This is a genomic window from Treponema sp. Marseille-Q4130, from assembly GCF_014334325.1.
GTDB lineage: Bacteria > Spirochaetota > Spirochaetia > Treponematales > Treponemataceae > Treponema_D.
In genome coordinates, this window is record NZ_JACSET010000001.1 from 73,918 (window position 1) to 93,768 (window position 19,851).

Genomic DNA, 19,851 nt, shown 5'->3' on the forward strand with positions numbered 1-19,851 from the left:
CGGGGACGGTACGCGAAGTAAAGCATAATAATTCGCTTCCCCGGCCGATTTCCCACTCCGCCGTTTTTGTGCTATACTCCGTCTATGATTCGGCTTGTCGCTTTTCTCGGAAATTACGGGCGCACATACGAAAATACGCGCCACAACGCCGCGTGGCTTTTTGCGGATTCATTGCCCTTTGCACACCGTCTTTCGTGGCAGCATAAATTCAAAGGCGCTTTTTGTTCGCTCGATGTATCCCGCCTCGCTTCTTGGGCGGACGAATATCATCTCGGCACTTCAAACGCCCGAATCGCTTCCGACGCGATATATTTTTTAAAGCCCGAAACCTATATGAACGCATCCGGTGAAAGTATCGGCGAACTCGCAAACTTTTACAAACTCACGGCGGATCACATACTCGTCGTACACGATGAGCTTGAACTTCCGGCTGGCACGATCGGCTTAAAGAAAGGAGGCGGACTCGGCGGACACAACGGACTGCGTTCGACAAAAGCCGTTTTAAATACGGCGGATTTTTGGAGATTCCGCTTCGGCATCGGGCGGCCGGATAATCCCGACGTGGCCGGCTACGTGCTCTCGCCTTTTACAAGCGACGAGCGCATAACGATGGCGCAGACGTTTAGCGCAGCGGCGATCCCGTTTACCGAAGCAATTCTTTCAAACGATCCGGCAAAACTCGTCGCGGCGTGGGGTAAGAAAAAAGTGTCCGCCGACTGAAAGAGGGCAGGCGCGGTACTGCTCCGCATCCGACAGCCGCGTCATACACGGCGGCTTTGCGGAATAAATTCGCCGTTCGGTTTATTCGTGCGGATGGTTATCTCATATGCCGTGTCGTAACAAAGGGTATTAAAGCCGACTGCAACCACCTTATGAGAACAACATACTTCGACGCTCTGCGTCGAGGTTGTTGATTAAAAATATCCGCTCGCATATACATCGTATTATCGATATACTCTCCGATATGGTCATGGCGATTCCCGAATTTCTTTTGTTTGCCGTCCACTGCGCTCCGACAGTGTATTTACCGCTGTTTTTAAATACGCTCGGCTACACGGCGACGGAGATTGGTTTGCTCTTCGCATTTTTCAATGGGGCGGGAATCATCGTGCCGCTGCTCATCGCTCCTTCCCTAACACACGCGAAGCGGCTCGGCATTGCGCTCTGTGTCATAGCTGCGGGACTTGCTGCGACGCCCGTTTTTCTTTTCCGCAGCAGCGGATTTTTGGCAACGGCTTTGTGTATGTCCGTGTATGCGTCGTTTCTCCGATCTTCAATTCCGGTTTGCGATTCGATGGTGAATACGGTACTTGCGCTCAAACGGGAACAATACGGTTATGTACGCGGAGCCGGCAGCGTCGGCTTTATCGCGATGAGCTGTATCATGCAGCGCTTTATCGATTTGAAAAATTGTACACCTCTTGCAATGACCGCGTGGATGAGTTTTCCCGCTGTGCTCCTCGGTGCGGCAGCTGTTCCTTTTGTTCGATTGCGGCAAAGTCCGCAGAGTATCGAAGAGTATGACGACGGTAATCGTTCCGCTTCGGTCAAATCGATTTTGGCGTCTTTCGGCAAAAAATATTATCTCGTGCTGTTTGTCGTTTTTATGCAGTACATCGGCATGGTTCCGGCAAATCAATTCGTATCGCTGTATGTGCGCGATGCGCTGCACAGCGATAATGTCGGCTTGATATGGGCGATAAGCGTCATAGGGGAAATACCTCTTATGCTTTTCAGCTCTCGATTTATTCGGCGGTACGGTGCGCTTAAACTTATCTTCTTCGGAACGGCAGCGGTCACCGTTCGTATGTTTGGCTATGCCTTTGTCCCGAATATCGCAGGAGTCGTTTTCGCTCAGCTTTTCCACAGTGTGACCTTCGGCTTATTTTATCCGGCCTGTATTTCGTTTTGCGCAAAAGGAAAATACGGCCGCCCCCTCGTCGTAAGCATGACGCTTTTTGCCGTCATCAACAATCTTGCAAGCGCGGCGGGCGCATCTTTCGGAGGTATGCTCGTCGATGTGGCGGGCTACCGCACTATGTTTTGCACCTTCGCACTCATACCGCTTGCGGGGCTTGCCGTATACGCTTTCGTGAAACAATCCTCTTCTTGCCTACATAGCGTTTGACTGCTAAAATAGCGGTATGAGAACTATTTCAATTGCACCATATATTTCCGTCATCCATTCGGATATCCGTCACCAGCCCTTATTCGAAGGCTATTGGTCTATCCCCAGCGGCGTGACGCTCAATTCGTATTTTGTGCGCGGAGAAAAAAATGCACTCATCGATCTTACCGCCGACTGGAGCGAAGCCGTCGATCTGCTCGAAAAGCAGCTCGGCGAAATCGACGGCGGCGCAAAAATCGACTATCTCATTCTCAATCACCTTGAGCCGGATCACACGGGATTTTTGCCCGAGTTCGTAAAGCGGAATCCGAACGTCGAAATCGTTGCGACCGCAAAGGGTGCGACCCTCGTAAAAAATTTTATCAAAGCAGCCGACGAATGTCCCTCTCTTAAAATCCGCGAAGTAAAATCGGACGATACGCTCGATCTCGGCGGCGGCAAAGCGCTCGCGTTTTATGAAATCCCGAACGTGCACTGGCCTGAAACGATGTGCACGTTCGATGCGGACTCGGGAACGCTTTTCAGCTGCGACGCTTTCGGCGGCTACGGCACGACAGGCGAGCGCGTGTTCGACGACGAATTTTCCGAAAGCGAACTCGCGTCGTTCGAAGAAGAAAGTCTTCGCTACTATGCAACGATCGTTGCAAGCTTCAGCCCCTTTGTCAAAAAAGCGATCGAAAAATTCCGCGCCGAAAACCTTGCAATCAAAACGATTGCGCCGAGCCACGGCATCATTTGGAGAGCGCATCCCGAACGGATTATCGCCGCTTACGAACGCTTCGCTTCGTACAATACGACGGGAGCCGGCGAAAAAGAAATCTGCGTCATCTGCTCGTCCATGTACGGGAACACGAAAAAAGGTGCGGAAGCCATTGTGCACGGCATCAAAGGGACCGACGCTTCGATCAAAGTCGATTTTTTGCAGGTTCCCGGAACCGACGATTCTCACGTGCTCGCAGCCGCTCTCCGTTCCCGCGGCATCGTCATAGCGGCTCCGACCTACGAATACAAACTCTTTCCGGCTATGGCGCACATTCTCGACCTCTTTAACCGCAAACACATTACCAGGAAAAAAGCGATTCGCATCGGAAGCTGGGGCTGGTCGGGCGGTGCAAAAAAAGAGTATGACGAAATCTCCGCGCCGCTCAAGTGGGAACAGTTCGAACAGTACGAATGGCAGGGAGTTCCGACCGAAGCGGATTTACAGGCTCTTGAAAAAAAAGGTGCGGAGTTTGCCGCCGCCGTTTTAAATTAATAAGCTGTATGACGGGTTCGGAAAGAGTCGGCCGATAAAGCTGTGCTGCGAGCGAGAACCCGTCCGTTTGGACTAGGAGACGAACATGAAAAAAAAGTTTTTATTGATGATCGGATTTATTTGTTCGTGCAGTTTATATGCGCGGATGACCTATTCCGATTTCGGAGATACGGCGGGTTCTTGCGTCGTCTATAAAGAGAGCGGCGGAAATTTTATAAACATTGTAAATATCGGAGACGGTTATATTACAAGATATAGAGATACGGAAAAACAACAGGCGTATACCGCGACCGTAAAAATCGTAAAAGGTTTTAATACCGCTGTAGAATTGATTGAAGTAAACGAAGGGACAAAAGAAGATTTTGAAAATATTATAAAACCGAAAATAATAAATTTGTTTTTCTATACGGATATGAATATGCGGAAAAATCTTCCGGGAAGTTTCGTAACTGTAAAAAAAGATTTATTTTCCGGAGAAGTAACAAGATCGGGGCTTGTTGATTTTTTTATTCCGATCACCAATTTGATTTGGGAAAAAGACGAACATGATACCGTCATTACCGAATGCATTCAATTCGGGGTTATTTCTCCTAATGAAATACATGATTTTTTAAATTCGGCTGATATCCCTGAGCCTAAAGTCAGGGAAGATATGAAAAAGATACAGCCTAAAAAATCAAAAAAAACCGCATATAATAATTTTGAATTACAGCTTCCGCAAAATTATCTTTCGGATTCCGGATATTATGTATTACCGAATACGACAAAACGCGATTCAGTGATCTATACGGAAAAGATTTCTCTGCAAAAAGAAAATTTGGAAGATTTCTATGCGTATATCATGCGGGATATTCTTTTTACATCAATGAATGCATGCATTATTCCGGAATCGTTTAAAATGGAAAAAATCGGAAATGCGATTTGTGTAACATACGATGCCGTTACGTATCAATATTGGGAATTGAATACGATGAAACTGTGTCTTTTTTCGGATGACGGAGAAAATTTTGATGTATTGAGAATCAACGGATATTCTTCGTTTATAGAGAAAAATATCGATATGATTAATAAAATAATCGAATCGGCAAAAGTGATCAAATAACGACATACATCGATGCAGTACATCGGTGTATATTTATTAATTTCGGAGGGATCCGATGATCGGATACATCGTCAAACTGTTCCGCGCGCTCAATTCGAATTCGAAGCCGTCGGAAATCGCGAACGCCCTTTGTCTCGGGCTCATACTCGGCTTTATGCCGAAAAACAATCTGCTGTGGTACCTGCTCGTGGTGCTGTTTTTATTCGTGCGTATAAACAAAGGCGCCTACCTTATCGCGATGGCGCTCGGCGCGCTCGCAGCTCCTTTGCTCGACCCGCTTTTCGATAGGATGGGCTATGCAGTTCTTACGTTTGCGCCGCTCGAACCCGTTTTTTCATACCTGCTCGACGTTCCGTTCGTCGGCTTTACGAGATTCAACAATACGATCGTGTGCGGTTCCCTGCTTTTCGGCATAGTCTGCTACGTGCCGCTTTTTATTATCGCAATCGTACTGATTAAACAGTGGCGCACGGTCATCGCGGGTGCAATCAAAAACAGTAAAATCGGAAAAGCGATAAGCGCGCTGCCGATCATTTCAAAAATCGCCGAAAAGGCATCGGAGCTTGTATAAAATGAAAACGACAGTCGCTAAGACGCAAAAAACCGTCCCCGCAAAAAAACTTCCCGGATTGTTAAAAAAATCCTATACACAAAAACAATTCGAAAAGAAAATACTGAAAAAAATATACGTGGCGGCGGATAAAGAATTTATTAATAATTATTTTACCGCCGATGCGGATAAAACGGGCAGCGTGCGCATCCCGAAAAATTCGGAAATCGCCAAAGCGGATTTTATCCGTCTTAAAACCCTTGCAAAAGAAATACGGCAGCAGAAATTCGGCATCAAGCTTATCCCGCTTGCAGCCCTCATCGGTGCCGTCGCCGCAGTCTGCATCGTCGTTTCCCTGTTTAAAAACATCGTCGTAAAGCGCGCGATCGTTGCGGGCATGCAAAGCGCTTTTCAAGCGAAGACCGATATCGGTTACCTCGATTTTCAAATATTCGGCGCAAAGCTTACAATAAAAGATTTGCAGCAGGCGAATAAAAACGATGTGATGAAAAATATTTTTCAAGTCGGAGAAATCACCTTCGATTTCAATTTGACTGAACTGCTGCGCGGTAAATTCGACGCGGAAAACATCACCGTCGCGGACGTGCTCATCGGTACCGAGCGGAAAACGTCCGGCTATATTCCGGTAAAACAAAAGCGCGAAGAAAAGCAAAACGAAAGCCGCATTGCCGACATGCAAAAGGCGCTCCTTGCCGACGTGCAAAAAACGCTTTCCGATACTTTTGCCGAATACAATCCCCAAACGATTATTAAAAACGTCGAAAACAATTTGAAATCTCCGGCGATGGCGGAAAGCACAAAGACCGCGATCGAAGAGACGGTCGCAAAGTGGAAGGACACGCCCGAATCGATGGAAAAATCGATACGCGAATTTTCGAGCAGTGTCGATACCCTCGTCAAAACCGATTGGGCAGGCGTAAAAGATCCGGTAAAATTAAAAGAAGCGCTCGATACGATCAATGCCGCCGTTTCGCAGGGAAAAAACATAAAAGCCCAGACGGAAAAAATTGCTTCGGACTTTAAGAGCGACACCGAAACGGCCCGGCGCCTTTCAAAGGACATCGGAGAAGCGATCGCGTCCGACAAAGCGCTCATCGACAAAGAGATTGCCAAATTCAAAGCGCTCAAAAACGACGGCATCGGCGGTGTGTTCGACAAAGTGCTTACGGCCTTTATGTACAATTTGTTCGGCACGTATTATCCCTATGTGCAAAAAGGAATCGATACGGCACTTGAATTAAAAAGCAAAGCTTCGTCGCAGCCCGCAAAGAAAAAAGCGAAAAAAGTTTCGCGACGCATGAAAGGTACGGATATCTATTATAAAAACGATACCGTTCCGAAGTTTTTAATCGAAAAAGCGTACGGCTCCGGTGCAAACTGGAGCTTGGCGGCAAAAGAGGTTTCAAGCGATCCCGACAAGCGCGGAAAACCCGCAGAGCTTTCCGCCGCCTTTGCCGTTAAAGGAATCGACAACGCGATAAGCGCCGTTATCGACGGGAGACGCAAAACGGATAATCCGCTTTTGTCCGCAAAGTACAGCGGATCGGGTTTTCCGCTTTCGCTGAAAATCGACGATGCGTATTCGCTTGCCGCGCACTCGTCCGCCCTTTCGTGTACCGTACTCGGCGATGACGACGGAAGCTTCAGCGTGCGCGGATCGGTCGATATGCGCGGCATGAAAATCACGACGCCGTCTTTCGAACCCGCTCCCGTATACGAAATCTACCGCAAAGCGACGGAACGCTTTACCGCGCTCAAAGTCGGCTTTACGGCAGGCTACACGGTCGAATCGGGCGTCACGCTTTCGCTCGACACCGACGCGGCCGAACGATTCGCCGCGGTTTTTCAAAGCCTGCTCGCATCCGAATTGACGTCGATCACCGCTTCCGCGCGCGAAAAAGTAAACGAACTGCTCGCTGAAAAGACGGGCGGCGTTTCCGCCGAAATCGCGAAGCTGGCGGATATTCAAAACGGCATCAAGCTGCAGGAAGCGAACTTCGGCGATATGAACGCCGCGCTCGAAAAAGCTCAGCGGGACATACTCAAACAGCTCGCAGGACAAACAGGAAGCGATGCAGTGCAAAAAGCTGCGGGCGCACTCAAAGGATTGTTCGGAAGGTAGGGCAAATACATTTGGCATCTCGAAAAACTCACCTTTAACGATTTTTTTCAAGACGCTGACGAGTTATAACTCGCTGTATTATTGCGAGTTATAACATCGCATTTTCAAAAAAAATTGTAATAATCGATGAACATACTATTATTTCTGTAACCGGCAGAACTTGTAAAGAAGGACATGTTATACCATGAAAAAAAAATTACTTTATATAGTTTTGATTTGTATAAGTTTAAATACTTTTGCTTCTCCTAAGAAAATTTTATATGATAGGATTCTTGAAAAGAATGATTCTTTCCGGATTCCGGAAAAATGCCTTAAAATACTGCATGCTGAAAATAAAGAAAGTATAAAGAAATATTTTACTAATATTGAAACTTTAACATTTTATCATGAATTAGAAGAGAAAACCATACAATGGGATGAGCAGGACTGTTTTTCTACTTTTTGCATTATAAAAGATTTATATCGTGACCAAGACAATTTATGCGTAACTTGGGGGAAAGAATTAGATTTATTATCATTTTACATGGATGAGATCAACTATGAAAACGGATGTTTTTATATAAATGTTGTAAAAACATTCAACTGCAAAAAAAATGAAAATAAATCACCTTTTTCAAGTTGGCCGATACAGGAAGACGAATGTACAATAATTTTACGGTTTGACGGAGATTATCTTGAAGTTTATCTCAATAATTTAACTGACTATTATGATACCTTTTGTAAAGTGGATAATGAAACATTGAATCAATACAATAATCTAATCCAAACGAATAAATGCGACCTCTCCCGCGTCACTTGGCCCCGCCACGCCGACGGCTCTTCGGACTACGGCGACAAAATCATAATGTCGGAACCGTTAATTCCTACGAAAAAACACGAGCCCCGATAAAGCAACCGCCGGTAAAGATAATTGGAAGGATGAAAATGAATAAATATCGAATTATAATAATATTTTCATTAATCCTTATTAGTTCCAAACTATTCTCTGATAATGTTGAAAAGAAATTAGCTGGAGAAAGTTTTGTCATTTATGAAGATTTTGAAGTATTAAAAGCACAAAATAGAGATAAATTAATTGAATTATATCCATCTGTTTATCATGCTCCGGAGCTATCAGAGGTAGATTTCAAAACATATTTGTATTGGTATACCGCAGTCCCAAACGCTTTTTTGGAATTCAAAGTTAATACTGATGAAGAGATGAAGCATAAAAGACTCGGTAATTTTTATTTAGCCTGGAATTACAGTGGTGAAACATTGTCTATATTTTGTTTCCCATATTATATGACCGTAAGAAATGTTACTGTAAAAAATAATGAGATTATTTTTTCTTTAATTGGGATTGTACAAAAGTCCGATTTATATTATAGCAATTTTATAAAAACGAAAATCCCATTTAAAGAATATGAATATGATATTCATTCTGCAAAAATAATTATTGACGGGGATTATCTTGATTTTTATATCGATGACGTGTTTATCCATACATTCTGCAGGATAAATGAAGCCACCCTTAAAGAATATGAAAACTTAATAAAAAATAATACTTGCGATCTTTCAAAAGTCACTTGGCCCCGCCACGCCGACGGCACTTCGGATTACGATGACAAAATCATAATGCCGGAACCGTTAATTCTTACAGGGAATACGGATATCGATAAAGCAACCGCCGATAAAGAGAATATCGGCGGGTCTGAAAAAATAAAAAAAGTTCAGGTAAAATCTAAAAATCAAATAATGGCTGTAAAAATTCCGGCCGTATTACGTGCCGATCCGTCGATGGAAAAAGGAACTCCGATGCTGAAAGCTGCTGACGGCTCGCGTGTACAAATAATAAAAGTCGGTAAAAAGCAAACAATCGATAACATAGAGAGCAATTGGGTAAAAGTAAAGTTTTTAGACGGAGCCAAAAAAGTAACGGGAAAGGATATCAGCCCCGATACTGTCGGTTGGCTATTCGGCGGATATTTAGAGTAGGTGCCGAAAATACCGGTAGATCAAAGAAACTGTCCGAAAGCTGAAGTTTTTGGACGGTTTCTAACGCGCTGTCGTACCCGTTTATAGGCAAGCTAAAAGAAAACGTATCGCACGATGTACGTACAGGATAAAATGAAGAATAAAACACTTGTATTATTACTGTGTTTTACAGGGCAAAATATCCGCGTTGCAGCGCAAAAGCGTTCCGTCGGATAGTTTGCAATATACGGCTCACAACACCAACGACACGACTTTATTGACAAAGGCGCCGATAGGAATAAAGTCGATGCCTGTCGCCCGCTCGGCTGCGATGAGGGCAAACAAAGCGAAAGTGCCCCATTGCATGAAGCGCGCTTCTTTTTCTTTGCTGAGGTTCATTCCCGAAAAAAACACGTGACTTCCGTCGAGCGGCGGGATGGGCAAAATATTGAAAATAAACAATCCGAGATTGATCGTCGCCGTATACAGGATCACGTAAAAAACGGTTCGATACACGGCGAACAGCGGCAGCGACGAAAAACTCACGCCTGCAAGCCTGAACAATTTTACGATAAAAAGAGAGACGATGCCGAGTACGAGATTTGACAGCGGACCTGCAAGCGCGATGATGACTCTGTCCCGTCTCGGATGCGCCAAGTTTCGCGGGTCGAACGAAACGGGTTTTGCCCAGCCGAAACCCGCGATGACGATGAACAGAAAACCGATCGGGTCGATATGCTTGAGCGGATCGAAGGTGAGTCTTCCGTCCGCTTTTGCCGTTCCGTCTCCGAGCTTGTACGCGGCGAGTGCGTGGCAGTATTCGTGCAGCGTAAGCCCGATGACGATCCCGGGCAGGGAATACAATGTATCGATGAGGTCGAAATGCATACGAAACATTGTATTGTATTTTTGCGGCGGCGGCAATGCGTGCACAACGCCTATTTTCGCCTGTCTCAGTGCGCGGCAAAAAACGCGCCGAACGATTTTACGATATCGGCTCCGGCGATAAAAGTGCCGGTCGAACTTCCGAGTGTCGAAAGCAAAAACACGAGGAGCACGCGGAGGAGGCGGTTTCGGTACCAACCTTTTATGCTTCCGGCATCGATTTGAAGGCTTTCCATATCGGACACTTTCGGTTTGCAAAAATACGTCTGCACGACGCCGGTGATGAGTCCGACGCCGATGACCGGCGTGAGAGACGTGATCGGAGCTCCTACGGCTGCAGCCGCAATCGTAATCGGGTGTCCGCCTGCTGCAAGTGCGCCGAGCGCCGCAAGAGAAGCGTTCCACAGTATCCAGCTCCCGAGCATTTCACTTCCGACGTGTTTTCCGCCGAGCGCAAAGCCGAAGGCGACGAGGGCGATTATCGCGAGCGGGATTATCCATGGGGCGTATTTTGCAATCCCCCTTTTCGGCGGCACTTGATCGATGTCGCTTGTATCGGTAGTCTCCTCTCCGACTGCAATTTTTTTAAGATGCGCTTCCACGCCGGGAAGGTGCCCCGCGCCGAGGACTGCGAGCACTTTGTGGCCGTCCGCTTCCCAAATGCGGGAGGCGAGATAGCGGTCGCGCTCGTTTATGAGCACTTCCTTTACCGCAGGTAAATACTCTGCAAGTTCGGTCATCATCGAATCCATTTCATTAGATTTTTTCAAAGCTTCGATCTGTTCGCTCGATATCTTTTCTTTGTCGAATGCGCTTGCGATGAGCGCGGAAATCAATTTGCTTTTTCCCCACAGCGAATTTTTCGCCCATGCACGGCGGAGCGTTACGGCTATCGGGCGGTCGACCATGACCGACGGAATGCCGAGTTCGGAAGCGGTGTTCATCGCGGCGAGCATTTCATCTCCGGGTTTTACGCCGACGTTTTCACCGAGCCGCTTTTGAAAAGACGCGAGTACCAAATTCGCCAAAAGCAAAAATCCTTCTTTGCGCTTCAGTACTGCGATGATGTCGAGCTTGCGGTAGCTTTCGGGATCGGTCATGGAACTGCGCCTCTTTTCGTCGAGCTCGATTGCGACGCAGTCGGGCTTTTGTTCTCTGATCGCGTCCGTCACTTCTTTGATGCTTTCGTTAGACACGTGCGCCGTTCCGAGCAGCGTAATCGTCCGTCCGTTTAATAAAATCGTTTTTTGCGTATTGCTCACTTTCCGAGGCTCCATTCGGCAAGCCGGTATTCGAAGAACATCGGCGCCTGCATTTTAATAATTTTCGAATAATATTCGTTTGCGAGCTTTGCCGAACCTTTGAGCTCGTAGAACAATCCCATGTAGTACCACATCTTACCGCGCTCGGACGGTTTGTCGATTTTATCGATTTTCAGACGGAGCGAATTTTCCGCGTTGAATCCCCCCTGGTCGTGATAGAGGCGCATCATTTCGTAGGCGAGCGACGTGCGATCCAAGGAGCGCATCGCCTGTGCTAGAAATTTTTTGCAGTCGACGATGTTTTTTTCTTTAAGATAGGCTGCCGCCGTCATGAGCACGTAGGAGAAATCGTTTTTGTTGTACGAATACGCTTTTTGAAACGCCGCCCGCGCGTTTGCCCAGTTCCCTTCGTGCCATTCGAGGAGTCCTATATCTTTATATGCGTAAAAATAATCGGGATTCGTTTCGGCAACTTTATTAAAATCGGCGAGCGCTTCTTTGTATTTTTTTTGTTCGTCGTAGAGTCCTGCGCGATACACGTATGCGAGAAAGTACGACGGATCGAGCGCTATCGCTTTCGTCCACGCCGCTTCCGCTTCTTCGAATTTGCCGCGGTAGCGGAGGTAGGTTCCCAAGTCGAGATAAAAGTCGTAATTCGAATCGTCGGCTGCAATTGCCCTTTCTATATATTCCGATGCACGCAAATAATTACTGTCGTCCGCTTCGATTTTCCCCAAATACGAGAGGGCGAGCGCGTGAGAAGGATCCTTTGCGAGGATTGCTTCGAACGATTTTTTCGCTTCGTCTATGTCGCCGATATAAAACGCCGTTTGTCCGAAGCCGAAGAGAGCGTCGATGTTGCCGTTCTCTCTTTGCAGCGCTTTTTTATATGCGGCGTTTGCAAGTTTGAATCGGTGTTTGAGTGCGTATTGCTCGGCGAGCGCGATGTTCGCCTGAGCATTGTTCGGATCGAAAGCGAGAAGGCGTTTCATAAACGCGTCCGCTTTTTTGTTGTCGCCGGAAGCAAGCGCCGTGCGCATATTGAGTTCGAGCACGTCGATATTGTCCGCGTCCCGTGCGAGCAGCGCTTCCCCGGCTCTTTTCGCTTCTTCGGTACGCCCTGTCGAAAGGAGGAGCGATGCGCGGAGAATTTCGATCTCTGTGTTTCCTTTGAGCGCATCGGGCAGATTTTCAAACGACGCGAGCGCTCCGGCCGTATCGTTTGCCGAAAGATGCGCTTGCAGTTCTCTGACGAATACGACGTCAGCCGGAACGGGCGGCGTTTTCTGTACCGTGTCGATCGGTTCCTCGCTCTGCACTGCGGGCGGTTCTTCTGCAGCCGACGGGGAGGACGGTTCCTTCGCTTCGACTCTTTCCGCTTTACTTTCCGTACCGCCCGTTTGCCCTCCTGCCGTATCGGACCGCTTTTCCGTAGTTTCGGCGGGAAGGGCAGGCCCACTTTGCGGGAAAGGAAGCGACTCTGTGCTTTCCTGCACGCGGTTTGCATTCTGCCCGCTTTTCGGCGTACTTGCGCACGATATGAACGATATGACGAGTACGGCTGCGAATACGCCGCTTATAGGGCGGCTGAGGGATTTTTTCATCGTATGTTCCTCATTGTTTCCTTGTAGTTATAATACATAAAAAGGCGCAAAATTACACCGGTTGCAATTCCTTGTACCATTGAGTACACTGTCGGCAATGTACGGGAATATCATCAGAAAGTCGCTGGGGCTCCTTTTTGCATATATCGTTATAATTGTCGGCATTTTTATCCTGCAATTTAGAAGCGATTCCATTATATCTGAGAAGATAGGAAATCTTCGCATATCGCTCGCCGAAACGCGTGGAGAGGACGGTACGACCGTTTTACGGAATCGGATGATCGCGTCTTTTAACGGTATCACGTTTACCGCCGACGATACGCATCCCCTGAGCCTTGCCGTGCGCGGGGATCGGAACCGTCGGAACCTTGCACTCCTGTCGTGGAAAAAGCCGACCCCGCGTTCCTGCGAATTCGCGTTCGACGGCGGCGTTTTGCTTTCGTTTGCGGTGAGCGGCAGCGGAGACGCGGAGCGTTTGACCGTACACGCTTTCCTTCCGGAAAACGCCGACGACGTGCGGCTGCACTATGAAATCGTTCCGGGAGCGGCCGTCGTTTCGGAAACCGATACCCACGTACAGCTCGATATCAGAAACAGCCGATGGGAATTCGAAGCTGCGGAAATATCGGATGCTGCGGTTGCGTTTACTTCCCATGCTTCCGTCGCGTCATATTCGTATTACGATGCGACGAAAAAATTCTCGTTTGAAAATACGGCACGTTTTGCCTCTGCCGAGCGGAGCGCGTATTCGGTTACGGTCGCCGCTTTTAAGCAGAATTTAATAACGGCCTTTGCCGGCCAGCAGGATATCACCGAGCAGGAAGCCGTTTCGTTTGTCGCCGCGATGTCCGAGCGCGGTCGCTACAACGAAGCGATCAACGCGGTGCCTTCCTCATTCAGGCGCGGAGTGCAGCGCACCTATTTTTCATCTCCGTATTTCGATTCCCTTGCGACGATGAACCGTTCGCTCGAACAGCAGATCGCACGCTGCCGCGATATCGTTGCGCAGAACACGATCGATGCGTTTGCCGTTTCCGACATCGTCGACTATATGTGTATGCATCCGAGATCTTCTGCTGTCAGAACGCTGCTTGCGACCGCGGCCGCCGTCAAGGAGAACTCGCTTACCGTTTCGCAGGCTGCATCGATCCTCGCGGCTTACGATTCGCTCCTTGCCAAAAACGGCGATTTGGCTGCAATAGTGCAGGGTGCCGCCCAAGTCTGCATCGATAAAATTACCGAGTCCTGTTCCGTCGAAAACGAAAGGATTACGATTTCCGAAAACGGTGTTTTCGTATCGGTCGTTCAGGCTGCGGAAATAGGGGATGCGCTTGTGCGTTACGGGCGTGCATCGGGGAACGTTGCGCTCGAGCGGGGCGGCTACGTGATATTGAATTCGTACCTCGCCGAAAGCGCTTCGTTCGATCTCCGTACGCTCGCCGCTTTGTATCCGATCGTCGTACACGATAATCCGTACTATCCGCACTTCGCGCTCCTCGGTTTTGACAACGGGAATCCGGTGTGGGCGTGGACATGTGCGGCGAATATGACGTACCGAAACGACGGCAGCGGTACGGTTACGGTGACGATCGATTTTCCCCAGTCCTATACGCATTACGTTATCATAAACGGCATACAGCACTTCAAAACGATTTACATTTACGATATGGCATTCCGCACTGACCCGCGCTTCGAAACGTATAATTCGTCGGGCTATGTGTACCGCGCGGACACGAATACGCTGCTTTTAAAGTCGCGCCACAAATCGCAGATAGAGACGATACGCTTTATCTATTCCGACGCGGCGAGAGAAGCGGCCGAACGCAGGACGATCACCGAAACCGATGCGGCCGGCAATGTCATAGCGCCTCCGCCCGAACCGCGCTCTCCTTCAAGCGCGCTTCCCGAAGGCAATATCCCGATGTCCACGGGCAATGCGTCTCCCGAATCCGCCGAATGACAAAACCGGCGGCGAACGCCGTGTTGCGTGCTCATTTTGAAAGGCCGCATATACGGCGGGCTTGCGAAGCAAACGCGATAGTTTATGTACCGAACTGAGTTTTCACCTCCGCATTATTTTATTTGGTTTCAAATCTCGTCATTCAAATTGCTATTATTTTGAATAGTGGTTTGGTGTAAATTTGCGGAAAAAAGTCGGTTTATGTAAAATGTAAACGTTGACATTTCGAAAAACTGCCCTTACCATAAGGATAAAGCGGATTCGTCCGTATGAAATGCGGTAAAGCAAAACTTTTAGGAGATCGCGATGAAAAAACTCGGTATCGCTTGTATGTCGATTTTGATGTGTGTTGCCCCTGCGTTTATGCAGGCCGGTAAAAATTCTTCCTCCGCACAGGATGCCGTCGGAACGCCGTTTGCAAAGCGAGTGACGATCAGCATCATGAATTCGAAGCCGGAAATCACGGAAGCGCTGGAAGCGGGCGCCGCCAAATTCGGACGTGAGTTCAATGTCAAAGTGCAGCTCTACGAAACGTCGTCTCCCGGCGACACGCTTGCGCAAAAATACGCGGCGGGTGATGCGCCGACGATCGGTATTATGGATATTGCGAACGTCCGCGATCTCTATGCCGAAAAGCTTTCCGATCTTTCCGATCAAAAATGGGTCGCAACCGGAGGCCGTGCGCTCGGTGCGGTCATGAACGGTAAAGTGTACGGTATGCCGCTGACGATCGAGGGCATGTGCCTTTTGTACAATAAAACTGCGATCGAAAAAATCATCAAGCGGAAATTCAATGCAGCCGATTATACGTCGCTGAAAAAATTTACGGCGCTCTTGGACGAACTCAAAGCCGGCGGTATGAAATATCCTGTGGTGCTGAACAAAGAAGACTGGTCTATCGGACAAAAAGGCTACCAGTGGATATACGATTATCAGGACGGAACGGCTGCAGGGGCGGTCGCATTTTTAAAAGACGTCAATTCCGGAAAAACCTCATTCGGAAAAAATGCCGTTTTCCAAAAAGTATACGATGCGTTCGACCTGTTTATCGCAAATAATATCAATCGCGCCGATCCGCTTGCGGCCGACTACGATTTGAACGCAAGCTATGTCGCCGAAGGTGAAGCGGCGTTCTGGCTCAACGGAACGTGGGCATGGCCTGATTTTGCGCCCTATGCGGTCAAAGGCAGCGAATACGGCGTGTGCGCATTCCCGTTCGACGACGAGCCGAAGACACAGGGCAAAGTCGTCGTCGCCGCTACGAAGTTTATGACGGTCGATAAAGTCAACGCGTCCGCCGATCAGCAAAAAGCCGCGAAGATGTTTTTGAATTGGCTCGTCTTTACAAAAGACGGACAGGATTGTTTAATCAATAAGTGCGGTATCGTAACGGCGTTTACGAATATATCGCTTGCGCCGAATAATCCTTTTAATGTGAGTTTGAAAAAATTTATAGACGCGGGTCTTGTTGTGGACGGGGCGACCTATATGCCTTCCGATCACAGAAGCAAACTTGCGGCGAATATGCAGGCCTATCTCGCGGGAAAAATGACGCGGGCGCAGATCGCCGAAAAGCTTGACGCATATTGGCGCGAGCATTTGCCGAAACAATAAACACAAGAGAACCTCTAAAAACTGCGGTTTTTAGAGGTAACTTTAAAAACGCGGTGGTAAGCATGAAATTTGCGGATAAGAAAAAGAACGCGCTGCTGTATGCGTCGTTTGTCGGGCCGTCGGTGCTTTTTTTCATACTTGTTTTTATCGTCCCGCTCCTCTACGGATTTTATCTTACCCTTACCGATTGGGACGGCATCGCAAGCTCGATCGGTTTTACGGGATTTTCGAATTATGTCGAAGTCTTTACCGACCTCTCGTTCTGGCAATCGATGCGGCGGACTATCCTGTATTCGGCCGCTTCGGTTATCGCCATCAACGTCATCGCGTTTTTGCTTGCGTATCTGCTGACCGGCGGCGTAAAGGCCGAAAGTTTTTTGCGCGCGGGATTTTTTACACCGAATTTGATCGGAGGACTCATTCTCGGCTATATATGGCAGTTCGTGTTCAGCAGGGTTTTTGTCAATATATATAAAATCATCCCCGTTGCGCTTTTCGAAAAGTCGTGGCTTTCTTCTCCGGGTACCGCTATGGCGTCTCTTATCATCGTTGCGACATGGCAGTATTCGGGGTATATGCTGCTCATCTATATCGCGGGCTTCGTCGGTATTCCGCACGATTTGATCGAAGCGGCGCGCATCGACGGGGCGGGCGAAGGGCTTATTACGCGGAAAATCCGTATACCGCTCATGGTACCGTCTATCGTCATCAGTTTGTTTTTATCAATAACGCGGACGTTCAAAGTGTACGACGTCAACTTATCGCTGACAGCCGGCGGTCCTTATGATTCGACGAAACTCGCCGCAATGCATATCTATTCGAAAGCGTTCGAAGAGCAGAGATACGGCGTAGGGCAAGCCGAAGCGCTCGTTATGTTTGTCTGTATGGCGGCCATCGCATTGACGCAAACTTATATCGGAAAAAAACGGGAATTGGAGATGTAGTATGCAAAACAGTATAGAAGTAAAACCCTCGTCGAAGGGTATCGCGCTGAGGACTGCGGCCGCCGTATTTCTTTTGTGTTTGTATTTCTTTCCGTTTTTTTTAGTTCTTATCAATTCTCTCAAACGCAAAGTGCAGATCGTAAAATATCCGCTGCGCCTCATCGATGAAAGCGGTCTGCAATGGGGCAATTATAAAGCAGCCGTCGTCAAGATGGATTTCGCCCGCTCGTTTTTTAACAGCCTTTCGATCACCGTTTTCAGCGTGTGTATATTGCTCGTCTTTTCTTCGATGGCGGCGTACTTTCTCGTGCGGCATTCGAATTGGAAATCTTCGAAAGTGACGTTTGCGCTTATGATGGCATCTATGGCGGTGCCGTTTCAAGTCGTCATGATACCGCTCATTTCCATTTACGGCGGCATGTTCCACATACTCAATTCGCGCACGGTACTCGTTTTGATGAACTTCGGTTTCGGAACGGCGATGTGCATCTTTATGTGTCACGGATTTATTAAATCGAATATTCCGATCGCATTGGAAGAAGCCGCCGTGATCGACGGCTGCAATCCCCACACGATTTTTTTCCTCATCGTCTTTCCGCTTTTAAAACCGATCCTTTCGACGATCGCGATCCTGGAAACGCTCGGTTTTTGGAACGATTATCTTTTGCCCTCTCTCGTACTCGGTAAAAAAGAACTGTATACGCTCCCGCTTGCGATCAGAACGTTTTACGGTACTTTTTCAAACGATTACGGCAATATCATGGCGGCTCTCGTGCTTTCGATGCTGCCCGTCATCGTTCTGTATATTTTCCTGCAAAAGTATATCGTCGGCGGTATCGTTTCCGGGGCGGTAAAATCATAAGCGGAGAAGGCTGTGTCGACAATCATCGATGTTGCAAAAGAAGCGGGCGTGTCTACGGCGACGGTTTCCCGCGTTTTAAACGACAGCACGAAGCTGCGCGGAACTACGAAAAAAAACGTTCTCGATGCGATGAAGCGCCTCCATTACCGGCCGAATGCGGTTGCCCGCTCCCTTGTGTGCGGCACGAACAGCTGTATCGGTATTATGCTGCCGGATTTGAATATGCCGTTTTGGGCGCAGACCGCGCACGAACTGGAACGTGCGGCTTCATTTCACGGCTATTCGATCATGGTGACATCTTCTCCTCTCGAATGTGAAGATTATATAAAGGAATACCGCTCGCTCGGACGCAAGATGTCGAACGGCATTATAACGTCGTATATAAACGATACGGAAGATTTTATACGGCAGTCGCTCGTGCCGACGGTCGTCATTGCCAATGCGGACTGCGCTCCGTCCGTTTCGTCGGATGACAAGCAGGGAGGAACGCTCGCTGCCCGGCATTTGATTGCCAAAGGCTGCAAGTATATCATCCACATAAGCGGGGAGTTGAAATATCACCGCTCATCGAATGAGAGAACCTATGCGTTTATACGCGAGTGTGAAAAGAGCGGTACTGCGTACAAACTCTACGAAGCGCCCCTTGCTTTGCAAAAAGAAAACGATTATTCGGCAATCGTCGATACCGTTTTTCGGGAAAACGAGGATTTCGACGGGATTTTCGCAAGCAACGATATCATCGCAAGCGTCTGCATTTCAGCCGCTCTTTCGCGCGGCAGGCGGATACCGAACGACATAAAGATTGTCGGATACGACGATACGAATATCAGTTCCATGATATTCCCTCCGTTGACAACGATCCGCCAAGACTATAGACTGCTTGCCGACACGGCGATTTCCACGCTCATCGATTTGATGGACGGACGCCGCGTTCCCGACAAACAGGTTTTTCCCGTAACGCTCATTGAACGAAAGACGACATAAGGCGCTCTGAAAACCCGCTTACATTTTTAGAGGTTCACATAATTATTTCGAATACGGAGGGCTCTTATGCCGCAGAAAATTACAAATAAAATCATGCTCATTACCTATGCCGACTGCATGGGAAACAACCTGAAAGATCTCGCTCATGTGCTCGACCGCTATTTGGACGGAGCCGTCGGCGGTCTTCACATTCTGCCCTTTTTTCCGTCGTCGGCCGACCGCGGTTTTGCACCCTTGACATACAAAGAGGTCGATCCGCAATTCGGTACATGGGACGATATCGCTTTACTCGGGAAAAAATATTATCTCATGTACGATTACATGATAAATCATCTTTCGTCGGCGAGTGCCGTGTATAAAGATTTTTTAGCAAAAAAAGAGACATCGCGCTACCGTGATTTTTTTATACGCTGGAAAGATTTTTGGACAAACGGAGAACCGACTGCCGAAGATTTCGACAAGCTGTATAAGCGGAAAAAGATTCCGTATATCGAAGCCGAATTTGCCGACGGTTCGAAAGAAAAACTGTGGACGACGTTCAGCGATCATCAAATCGATATAAATCAATATTCGGAAGAAGCGAAAAATTTTTTAAAAGACAA

Annotated in this window: 16 protein-coding genes and 1 pseudogene (1 of these 17 only partly in view); 14 read left to right on the top strand and 3 right to left on the bottom strand. The window is 48.0% G+C overall.

From position 1 onward, the window contains the following. Window positions 1-84 precede the first annotated feature (84 nt). The 8 genes from pth (at window position 85) to H9I36_RS00355 (ending at window position 9,155) form a co-directional block, all read left to right on the top strand. Complete coding sequence (gene pth / locus H9I36_RS00320) at window positions 85-720, top strand: aminoacyl-tRNA hydrolase (protein WP_187383402.1); 636 nt, start codon at window positions 85-87, stop codon at window positions 718-720. 244 nt (window positions 721-964) lie between these two features. Next, window positions 965-2,128, top strand: a complete 1,164-nt coding sequence (locus tag H9I36_RS00325; protein WP_187383403.1) for an MFS transporter — start codon at window positions 965-967, stop codon at window positions 2,126-2,128. A gap of 16 nt (window positions 2,129-2,144) precedes the next feature. Beyond that, entirely contained in the window at window positions 2,145-3,383 is a 1,239-nt protein-coding gene (locus H9I36_RS00330; protein WP_187383404.1) for an FprA family A-type flavoprotein, read from the top strand. A gap of 85 nt (window positions 3,384-3,468) precedes the next feature. After that, entirely contained in the window at window positions 3,469-4,485 is a 1,017-nt protein-coding gene (locus H9I36_RS00335) for a hypothetical protein (protein ID WP_187383405.1), read from the top strand. Between the two features lie 55 nt (window positions 4,486-4,540). Beyond that, the gene (locus tag H9I36_RS00340; RefSeq protein WP_187383406.1) at window positions 4,541-5,056 is read left to right on the top strand and encodes a TIGR03546 family protein; all 516 of its coding nucleotides are present in this window, start codon (window positions 4,541-4,543) and stop codon (window positions 5,054-5,056) included. A 1-nt stretch (window position 5,057) separates the two neighbouring features. Next, entirely contained in the window at window positions 5,058-7,178 is a 2,121-nt protein-coding gene (locus tag H9I36_RS00345; protein WP_187383407.1) for a TIGR03545 family protein, read from the top strand. A gap of 184 nt (window positions 7,179-7,362) precedes the next feature. Beyond that, window positions 7,363-8,067, top strand: coding sequence for a hypothetical protein (locus H9I36_RS00350; RefSeq protein WP_187383408.1), 705 nt, complete (start codon window positions 7,363-7,365; stop codon window positions 8,065-8,067). A gap of 29 nt (window positions 8,068-8,096) precedes the next feature. Continuing rightward, window positions 8,097-9,155 (top strand): hypothetical protein, encoded by a 1,059-nt coding sequence (locus tag H9I36_RS00355; RefSeq protein ID WP_187383409.1) that lies wholly within the window; start codon window positions 8,097-8,099, stop codon window positions 9,153-9,155. A gap of 231 nt (window positions 9,156-9,386) precedes the next feature. On the opposite strand, the gene H9I36_RS00360 is transcribed toward H9I36_RS00355, so the two are convergent. From H9I36_RS00360 to H9I36_RS00370, 3 genes are all read right to left on the bottom strand, one after another. Continuing rightward, window positions 9,387-10,022, bottom strand: coding sequence for a site-2 protease family protein (locus H9I36_RS00360; RefSeq protein WP_187383410.1), 636 nt, complete (start codon window positions 10,020-10,022; stop codon window positions 9,387-9,389). 65 nt (window positions 10,023-10,087) lie between these two features. Next, window positions 10,088-11,281, bottom strand: a complete 1,194-nt coding sequence (locus H9I36_RS00365; RefSeq protein ID WP_370586931.1) for a TraB/GumN family protein — start codon at window positions 11,279-11,281, stop codon at window positions 10,088-10,090. After that, on the bottom strand, window positions 11,278-12,885 hold the full coding sequence (locus H9I36_RS00370) for a tetratricopeptide repeat protein (RefSeq protein WP_187383412.1): 1,608 nt from the start codon (window positions 12,883-12,885) through the stop codon (window positions 11,278-11,280). The genes H9I36_RS00365 and H9I36_RS00370 overlap by 4 nt, the downstream gene beginning before the upstream one ends. 97 nt (window positions 12,886-12,982) lie before the next feature. Between H9I36_RS00370 and H9I36_RS00375 the strand changes: the two genes are divergently transcribed. The 6 genes and pseudogenes from H9I36_RS00375 to H9I36_RS00400 all read left to right on the top strand — a co-directional run. After that, window positions 12,983-14,845 carry a hypothetical protein gene (locus tag H9I36_RS00375; RefSeq protein WP_187383413.1) on the top strand — a complete coding sequence of 621 codons (1,863 nt, stop codon included), beginning with the start codon at window positions 12,983-12,985 and terminating at the stop codon, window positions 14,843-14,845. A 306-nt stretch (window positions 14,846-15,151) separates the two neighbouring features. Next, on the top strand, window positions 15,152-16,459 hold the full coding sequence (locus H9I36_RS00380) for an ABC transporter substrate-binding protein (RefSeq protein ID WP_187383414.1): 1,308 nt from the start codon (window positions 15,152-15,154) through the stop codon (window positions 16,457-16,459). A 62-nt stretch (window positions 16,460-16,521) separates the two neighbouring features. Beyond that, window positions 16,522-17,403: a carbohydrate ABC transporter permease gene (locus tag H9I36_RS00385; protein WP_187383415.1), complete on the top strand. Its 882-nt coding sequence runs from the start codon at window positions 16,522-16,524 to the stop codon at window positions 17,401-17,403. Window position 17,404: 1 nt separating this feature from the next. Further along, window positions 17,405-18,265 (top strand): carbohydrate ABC transporter permease, encoded by an 861-nt coding sequence (locus tag H9I36_RS00390; RefSeq protein ID WP_187383416.1) that lies wholly within the window; start codon window positions 17,405-17,407, stop codon window positions 18,263-18,265. Between the two features lie 12 nt (window positions 18,266-18,277). Further along, window positions 18,278-19,249, top strand: a complete 972-nt coding sequence (locus H9I36_RS00395) for a LacI family DNA-binding transcriptional regulator (protein ID WP_187383417.1) — start codon at window positions 18,278-18,280, stop codon at window positions 19,247-19,249. 117 nt (window positions 19,250-19,366) lie between these two features. Next, a pseudogene (locus H9I36_RS00400) lies at window positions 19,367-19,851 on the top strand (alpha-amylase family glycosyl hydrolase); it runs 97 nt beyond the window's last position.

What these genes read in the sequence shown, in the direction of transcription:
- H9I36_RS00355 (WP_187383409.1), top strand. Translation starts at nt 8,097, where the DNA reads ATGAAAATGAATAAATATCGAATTATAATAATATTTTCATTAATCCTT.
- H9I36_RS00350 (WP_187383408.1), top strand. Translation starts at nt 7,363, where the DNA reads ATGAAAAAAAAATTACTTTATATAGTTTTGATTTGTATAAGTTTAAAT.
- H9I36_RS00335 (WP_187383405.1), top strand. Translation starts at nt 3,469, where the DNA reads ATGAAAAAAAAGTTTTTATTGATGATCGGATTTATTTGTTCGTGCAGT.
- H9I36_RS00360 (WP_187383410.1), bottom strand. Translation starts at nt 10,022, where the DNA reads ATGCATTTCGACCTCATCGATACATTGTATTCCCTGCCCGGGATCGTC.
- pth (WP_187383402.1), top strand. Translation starts at nt 85, where the DNA reads ATGATTCGGCTTGTCGCTTTTCTCGGAAATTACGGGCGCACATACGAA.
- H9I36_RS00325 (WP_187383403.1), top strand. Translation starts at nt 965, where the DNA reads ATGGTCATGGCGATTCCCGAATTTCTTTTGTTTGCCGTCCACTGCGCT.
- H9I36_RS00385 (WP_187383415.1), top strand. Translation starts at nt 16,522, where the DNA reads ATGAAATTTGCGGATAAGAAAAAGAACGCGCTGCTGTATGCGTCGTTT.
- H9I36_RS00380 (WP_187383414.1), top strand. Translation starts at nt 15,152, where the DNA reads ATGAAAAAACTCGGTATCGCTTGTATGTCGATTTTGATGTGTGTTGCC.
- H9I36_RS00330 (WP_187383404.1), top strand. Translation starts at nt 2,145, where the DNA reads ATGAGAACTATTTCAATTGCACCATATATTTCCGTCATCCATTCGGAT.
- H9I36_RS00340 (WP_187383406.1), top strand. Translation starts at nt 4,541, where the DNA reads ATGATCGGATACATCGTCAAACTGTTCCGCGCGCTCAATTCGAATTCG.
- H9I36_RS00345 (WP_187383407.1), top strand. Translation starts at nt 5,058, where the DNA reads ATGAAAACGACAGTCGCTAAGACGCAAAAAACCGTCCCCGCAAAAAAA.
- H9I36_RS00370 (WP_187383412.1), bottom strand. Translation starts at nt 12,885, where the DNA reads ATGAAAAAATCCCTCAGCCGCCCTATAAGCGGCGTATTCGCAGCCGTA.
- H9I36_RS00390 (WP_187383416.1), top strand. Translation starts at nt 17,405, where the DNA reads ATGCAAAACAGTATAGAAGTAAAACCCTCGTCGAAGGGTATCGCGCTG.
- H9I36_RS00375 (WP_187383413.1), top strand. Translation starts at nt 12,983, where the DNA reads ATGTACGGGAATATCATCAGAAAGTCGCTGGGGCTCCTTTTTGCATAT.